At 47.6% G+C, this 7,064-nt stretch carries 6 protein-coding genes; 2 read left to right on the forward strand and 4 right to left on the reverse strand.

Annotated elements, in window-relative coordinates; all coding sequences use genetic code 11:
* Nucleotides 1-134: 134 nt before the first annotated feature.
* A complete protein-coding gene (locus ACTIE6_RS13715) occupies nt 135-548 on the reverse strand; it encodes a hypothetical protein (RefSeq protein ID WP_439557179.1) in 414 nt (137 codons plus the stop codon).
* Entirely contained in the window at nt 548-1,273 is a 726-nt protein-coding gene (lipB, locus tag ACTIE6_RS13720; RefSeq protein ID WP_439557180.1) for a lipoyl(octanoyl) transferase LipB, read from the reverse strand. The genes ACTIE6_RS13715 and lipB overlap by 1 nt, the downstream gene beginning before the upstream one ends.
* Before the next feature lie 109 nt (nt 1,274-1,382).
* Here lipB and ACTIE6_RS13725 point away from each other — a divergent pair, with 109 nt between their 5' ends.
* A complete protein-coding gene (locus ACTIE6_RS13725; protein ID WP_439557181.1) occupies nt 1,383-1,742 on the forward strand; it encodes a YraN family protein in 360 nt (119 codons plus the stop codon).
* Between the two features lie 117 nt (nt 1,743-1,859).
* Nucleotides 1,860-4,766 (forward strand): PVC-type heme-binding CxxCH protein, encoded by a 2,907-nt coding sequence (locus ACTIE6_RS13730; RefSeq protein ID WP_439557182.1) that lies wholly within the window; start codon nt 1,860-1,862, stop codon nt 4,764-4,766.
* 8 nt (nt 4,767-4,774) lie between these two features.
* On the opposite strand, the gene ACTIE6_RS13735 is transcribed toward ACTIE6_RS13730, so the two are convergent.
* Nucleotides 4,775-5,896: a DmpA family aminopeptidase gene (locus ACTIE6_RS13735; protein WP_439557183.1), complete on the reverse strand. Its 1,122-nt coding sequence runs from the start codon at nt 5,894-5,896 to the stop codon at nt 4,775-4,777.
* 122 nt (nt 5,897-6,018) lie between these two features.
* Nucleotides 6,019-6,942, reverse strand: coding sequence for a DUF4249 domain-containing protein (locus ACTIE6_RS13740; protein WP_439557184.1), 924 nt, complete (start codon nt 6,940-6,942; stop codon nt 6,019-6,021).
* Between the last annotated feature and the right edge of the window lie 122 nt (nt 6,943-7,064).

The raw sequence follows: 7,064 nt of genomic DNA on the forward strand, positions 1-7,064 counted from the left end.
TGCATCCGTTCCGGGAGCTGGTCGTAGGATGCATGCGATGAAACGGTTTCAATGTCAAGAAGGAGGAAATTCTTGATACGCTTTTTAAAATCTTCTGTCATAGTGTGGTGGTTATAATTGGAATTTATATATAGTTACTCGTGTAAAACCCCCTGCAAACCAAGTGGTTCTATGTTCGTCAGGTTGGCATCTATAATGCTGTCGGGCACGAATATAAACTTTTTATCGTAGATCTGATTTCCGATAAAGTAGCTGACCCAGAATTCATTATTCAGGTGAAATACGTCAGGCATAATCGGTTCTACGACCGCATGCTCCGATGGCGCAATCTCAGGAAAGAAGTGCCGCAGCGTCGATGTTTTCTGGTCAGAGTTAGTCCCGGACTCGCTGTTACTGTATCCTTTTGAGGTTACGAACACATTCGTAATCGGCTGTTCGTTCCGGTTAATGACGATTACATTCCATTCTTCCTGGTGCAATTCGTTTAAGCTTTTGACAATCGCAACCTGTATTCCCTTTACCGGGTGAAATATGATATCCTTCTTCATTATAATGCTTCCTGTAACTCCATTTGAAACAATGCAGCCAAATGGTTTTTCAATTTTTCTGATACTTCATTTAAGTCGAGCTCGCGTCCGAGCTCTTGTGCCATTGACGTAACTGCCTTATCTTCAATTCCGCAGGGGACAATATTCCCAAAGTAAGACAGATCCGTGTTTACATTTAAGGCAAATCCGTGCATAGTGACCCAGCGGCTGGCCTTCACGCCCAATGCACATATTTTTCTGGGATTAGTTTGTTCTTCAAAATCCAGCCAGACACCGGTTAATCCTTTGATCCTGCTGGCAGCTAATCCATAATCTGCCAACGTTAAAATAATCGCTTCTTCCAGCGTCCGCATGTACAAATGGATATCTGTAAAGAAGTTGTCGAGGTCCAGGATCGGGTATCCTACCAGCTGGCCCGGACCGTGGTAAGTAATGTCGCCTCCGCGGTTAATGCGGTAATATTTGGCTTGTTTTTCGATCAGGCTCTCTTCCGGTAAAAGCAAATGCTCAGGCTTACCGCTTTTGCCAAGCGTATATACATGCGGGTGCTGGCAGAAAAACAGGAAGTTAGGTGTTAAAACCTTTTCATCGTCACTTAATGCGCGATTTTGGGTTTTGATCGCCAAGGTTTCTGCAAATACTTTCTCCTGAAAATCCCAGGCTTCCTGGTAGTCGATCAATCCCAGGTCTTTGAAGCTGACTACTTTATTAATGAGGGTGTCCATTACTTTCACTTTTACCGCCGCAAGTGTGACTTTTCCGAAACTTCTGCGTCATAATACAACTAGTATAACCTATTTCCCAGCGTAAATGTTCTGAAAATCACATTAAACAATGGCAACACACAACGATACAGGTTTTTGGGGAGAAGCCAAAGCGGCAGCTTTCCTGGCTGCAAAAGGTTTTGAAATCATAGAAAAGAATTATCGCAACCGCCACCAGGAAATTGACCTGATCGTGCAAAAAGACAAAATGCTGATTTTTGTTGAGGTCAAAACAAGGACCAACACGAGCTACGGAATGCCGGAGGAATTTGTAAATCCGGCCAAAGCAAAGCTCGTTCTGCGGGCGGCTGAGCATTATATTTTTGAAAAAGACTGGCAATTTGATGTCAGGTTTGATATCATATCAGTAGTGGCATTGCCCAACGGTCAGGCCGAGATCTGGCACTTTGAGGATGCATTTTACAAATAGCAGGCTGACTATCTGATAAGTAGAATCGATTTGCCGGGATATTTTGAAGGTAAAGAATGCACCTGACTACCTGTTGCCAGCATAGTTGAATTTAGGAAAGCCTGTTTTTTGTCTTAGATGATGAACTTAACCTACCTTTTACCGCGGCACAATTTGCTGCTGCTTTCCGGCGCTTTTTTCGCTTTGTCTGTTTGTTTTTACAAAAATAAAAAGGAACTGAAAGAGCCTGAAAGATCAGCCGCATTGCCGGTACTGGCAGATACCTCCAAATTGTACGTCCCGGACGATCTTGAAGCAACGCTATGGGCCGAAGCACCTATGTTTTACAATCCTACCAACATGGATATTGACGCCAAGGGCAGGATATGGATTACAGAAGCTGTCAATTACAGGGATTTTAATACAAAACCCGCAGAGCGGCTGAGCCACAGGCAAAAAGGGGACCGGGTAATGATTTTGGAGGACAAAGACGGTGACGGGAAAGCCGAAACTTCAAAGGTATTTGTAGAAGATACATTGCTTACCTCGCCGCTGGGCATTGCGGTAATTGGTACCAAAACCATCGTTTCCTGCGCACCAAACCTGATCGTTTACACAGATACAAATGGGGACGATAAGCCCGACAGCCGCGAGGTACTGCTGACAGGCTTCGGCGGCTTTGACCACGATCACTCCCTGCATTCACTGGTAGCTGGGCCAGACGGAAGATATTATTTCAATACTGGTAATGCGGGACCGCACTATGTAAAAGATAAAAGTGGCTGGACGTTGCGCAGTGGCAGTCTTTATACCGGCGGTACTCCTTATAACAAATCTAATCAGGGAAATCAAAAATCTGACGACGGGCGCATTTGGGTGGGCGGACTTGCTTTGCGCATTAATCCTGACGGAACCGGGCTCAAAGTTTTAGGTCATAATTTCAGGAACAGTTACGAGGTTTGTCTGGACAGCTACGGCAATATGTGGCAGAATGACAATGACGATCAGGTAATTACGTGCCGGGTTTCGTTTTTGCAGGAAAACGGTAATGCGGGATATTTTTCCGCTGACGGAACAAGGTACTGGCAGGCAGACCGGCGCCCGGGACAGGATATTTTTACAACACACTGGCACCAGGAAGATCCGGGCGTAATGCCGGCTGGCGATAATACCGGGGCAGGCTCACCTACCGGGATTGTTTTTTACGAAGGCGACGCGCTCGGCAAAGATTACAGAGGTACCTTACTGAGCTGCGAAGCCGGCCGTAATGTGATTTTTGCATACAAACCCGAACAAACCGGCGCAGGTTTCAAACTCAACCGCCGCGACCTGATCAGTTCATTTCCGCAAGCCAGTGAAAGATATGAATGGTATGAAACCGATAAAGATACCCGGAAGTGGTTCCGCCCATCGGATATAGCAGTCGGCCCCGACGGCGCACTTTACATTGCTGATTGGTACGATCCGGTAGTGGGCGGACACGCGATGAAAGACAAAGCCGGGTACGGTCGCATTTACCGCATTACACCAAAAGGAAAGAATCTAACCATACCAAAAATCGACCTTACAACAACCTCCGGTCTCATTGAAGCATTAAAAAGTCCGGCGGTGAATGTGCGGCTGCTGGGTTTTGAAGGTCTGAAGGCAAAAGGGGAAGATGTAACCGGAGAAGTACAGCAACTACTGACAGCCGAAAATCCATTTCACCAGGCGCGGGCAATCTGGCTGCTGTCGCAGTTAGGGGACACAGGGGTCGCAGAGGTAAATAAGCTGACAAAATCAATGAATGCATCTCACAGGCTCACCGCATTTCGTGCATTACGTTCGGTAGGTAAGTCGGATGATTTTTTGGAACAAATGTCAAATGATCCGGATGCGGCGGTGAGAAGGGAAGTCGCAATTGCTTTGCGGGATTTGTCTTACGAGCAGGCTTTTAAACCCATTTATAACCTGATCAGAAACTACGACGGACAAGATCCGTGGATGCTGGAAGCAATTGGTACCGCAGCAGACGGAAAGGAGCGGAAAGTGTATTCAATAATCCGGGAATCTTACAAGGCAAATCCTGAACATTGGAATGCTCAACGCGCAAACCTGACCTGGCGCCTGCATCCGGTGAATGCGATCAACGAACTCAAAATAAGGGCGGAATCACCAAAAGTGCCGCAGGCTGAACGCAGAAAAGCATTAACCGCATTGGGTTTTATCAAAGACAAAAAAGCAGCTGAGGCAATGGTTGCATTGGCAAAATCACCTTTACAGGATGTAGCCTCGCAAGCTTCGTGGTGGCTGAATTTCAGGAAAACAAACGACTGGGCCGATTTGCTGAACTGGGGAGAAGCTACTGCGCAGCAAATGACACCAGCTTACCGGCAAATGCTCGAAAAGAGGAAGATAGTAAGTGACAAAACGCAAACAATGGCGGCCAGAGTAGAAGCTGCAAAGTTAATGGCGGGGAATGTAGACGGCGGCAATATCCTGGTTGATATGCGCGTGCAGGGACAGTTGCCCGATACGATCGCAAAGTCTGTTAGCGAAATCATATTTAAAAACCCGGATCAGAATGTGCGGGTAGTTGCAAGCCAGTTTTTTCCAAGAAATGGAAAAGTGTTAAAAACAGACTTTATAGCCAGAATGAAGCCTGATGTAGCGCAGGGTAAGAAAGTTTTTGAAACCTATTGCACTGCCTGTCACAAACACAACCAGAATGGAGCCGATATAGGACCTGATCTGACGCTGGTACATACCAAGTTTGACAAAGGCGGCTTGCTGGATGCGATTATCAATCCCTCTGCGAGCATGGTTTTCGGCTATGAAAGCTATACCATTGTGACCAAAAACGGAGAAACACATTTTGGCTTTCTACTGAGCGACGGAGCCAATGTAGTACTAAAAGATGCAGCGGGAAAGCAGCATTCCATCAAAGCAAGCGAGATCAGAACCCGCGAAAAAATGCCAAATTCTTTGATGCCTGAACCCGTTACCTTGGGTTTAAAAGAACAGGATCTGGCAGATTTGACCGGTTACCTGCTTAGTTTTAAATAGCTGAAAGTCTATTCTTTCAGGCGGCCATATTTCCGCATGATTTCCAGCAGCTTCTCTTTGGGTAGCTCTTCCACTTTGTGCCCCTGCGTTCCTTCGGAGGTTCTGGCCATTACAAGTGAGTTGATGATCGCCTCCTCAGTGGACTCGATCGCTGCCAGGAACAATGGAGAGGCGGCATCATTGATCAGGAAAGTGGCAGTAGCGGTTCGCTCTGGTGAATCGTGCAGCACGATATTGGCAGTGGAGAATGCAATCACAAAATCGCCGCTTCCATTGGATGCAATCCCGCCAGTTTGCGCCAATCCCATGAATGCTCTTTTGGCCAACCTTTTCAAATTCCGCGCGTCAAGCGGCGCGTCGGTGGCCAGCACCATCATGCAGGAGCCGTCTGAGGATTTATCCAGCACGTCTTTGAAAGCATACTGGCCCAGCTCTTCGCCTACTGGAACGCCATTTACCTTTAATACCCCGCCAAAATTAGTCTGTACCAGCACACCAACCGTGTACCCACCGAGCTTCTGAGGCAGCTTCCGGGATGCTGTGCCGATCCCGCCTTTCCAGTTGAAGCAAACAGTGCCCGTACCTGCGCCAACATTTCCTTCCTGCACAGGGCCATTCTCGGCCTGCGCTAATGCATTCAGAACGTGCTCTTTACGCACATGACGGCCACGGATATCATTTAAAAAACTGTCATTGGTTTCACCCACTACCGGGTTCACCGACCTCACATTCTCATTGCCCTTTTGTCCGAGTGTCCAGTCTATGATAGCGTCGGCAGCTGTGGGCACGCTCAAAGTATTGGTCAAAACAATGGGGGACTCCATGGTACCCAGTTCCTCTACCTGCGGGTAGCCCGTCATTTTACCAAAACCATTACCGATATACATGGCAGCCTGCACTTTTTGCTGAAACAAATTGCCTTCATGCGGGATAATGGCCGTGACGCCGGTGCGGATATCAGCTCCTTCGGTCAATGTCACCTGCCCCACTTTCACGCCAGCTACATCTGTAATTGCGTTCATGGTACCAGTGGGAAGTACACCTATCTTAATGCCCAGGTCGCGGGCTCTTTTTTGTGCAAATGAAAACGCCGGCAGCAAAGCCAGCAGGAGGAGGAGTGACTTGTTCATAGCTATTTATAAAAATGAAATATACTAAAAAACCGCTGGCGAATGTGTTGGCCAGCGGTTTTCAAGCTAATCCCCAAATTTGTCAGACTGAGCGCAGCCGAAGTCCCGACAAAATAACTATGTTAATCGTCGTCAGGACGTGCTTTTTCGGGAATAATGGTCGTTTCCAGCCGGCTTACTGCCGACGCGCCGAAAAAGCCCAGCGCCTTGCTGCCGGAGGCATTTGTATTGGTGATATTGGAGCGGACATTTGCGATCGGGGTGGCGAAAAGACCGCCATTGTTTGCCTGCTCCCGAATTTGTTTCAAAAACTCAAAAGCTTCATTGGTAATGCTGTGCAGCTCAACGCCCACCTGATCGCCAGCCGAGTAAAGCGAATCGATTGTAATGGACTGGCGCAGTGGCAAAATGAAGATCAGTCCGTCGGAAGGAGCGCCGGAACCAAATGCAGCATCGTAGGCAATGGAAATATTGACAGCTTTATCGACCATCACCTTGCCTTTCACGACCGGCTTGATCCAGTAGGTATCACCTTCTCCCAAAAAATCGCGGGCGTAAAACTCTGCTACGTATCCTTCTCTGGGCCCTTTATCGGGTTCAAATGGCAGCTTTTCTTTGGTATAAACAATGGAATCCACCGCAGGCACGCGTTTCAGCTCGGTAGTTGAAGTATAGGTTTCCGTTCCCTGTTTGATAGTCAATGTATAAGTGCGCCCGATTTGACCCAGCGTGTCACCCGTTTTTTGCCAGATATAATTTCCGTTTTTGGCTACATCTTCAAACTTGTATATCGTCCCCTGATCATCTTTTACACTTACTTCTGCGTCAAGGACAGGCTTGGCCGGACTGTTGTCAAAATAGCTTGCAGACCAGGTTAGCTTGATAATTTGTGGCCCGGCCTGGTTAGTAATCCAGCCGTCGACAACCAGTTGTGGCGGTCCGCTTTGCGTTTCCAGGTCGATCACATCTTCACAGCTTGTCAGAAAAACACCCAGGAACGCGATCAATGCACTGAGTTTTAAAATAGATATCTTCAAATGTCTCATTTCAATGGCCGGTTAGAATTTGAAATTGTAGGTAAGCGCCGGGATAAAGCTGCCGATTACTGCATAACGCACAGCCTCCGTTTTGAGCGGAGTGTCCGGGTTGGCCCGGGTGTAAACCGAGC

This window comes from Dyadobacter sp. (genome assembly GCF_051859145.1).
In the GTDB taxonomy this organism is placed as follows: domain Bacteria; phylum Bacteroidota; class Bacteroidia; order Cytophagales; family Spirosomataceae; genus Dyadobacter.

Coding starts and splice junctions, on each gene's coding strand:
- ACTIE6_RS13715 (WP_439557179.1), bottom strand. CDS start 548: ATGAAGAAGGATATCATATTTCACCCGGTAAAGGGAATACAGGTTGCG.
- ACTIE6_RS13735 (WP_439557183.1), bottom strand. CDS start 5,896: ATGAACAAGTCACTCCTCCTCCTGCTGGCTTTGCTGCCGGCGTTTTCA.
- ACTIE6_RS13730 (WP_439557182.1), top strand. CDS start 1,860: ATGATGAACTTAACCTACCTTTTACCGCGGCACAATTTGCTGCTGCTT.
- lipB (WP_439557180.1), bottom strand. CDS start 1,273: ATGGACACCCTCATTAATAAAGTAGTCAGCTTCAAAGACCTGGGATTG.
- ACTIE6_RS13725 (WP_439557181.1), top strand. CDS start 1,383: ATGGCAACACACAACGATACAGGTTTTTGGGGAGAAGCCAAAGCGGCA.
- ACTIE6_RS13740 (WP_439557184.1), bottom strand. CDS start 6,942: ATGAGACATTTGAAGATATCTATTTTAAAACTCAGTGCATTGATCGCG.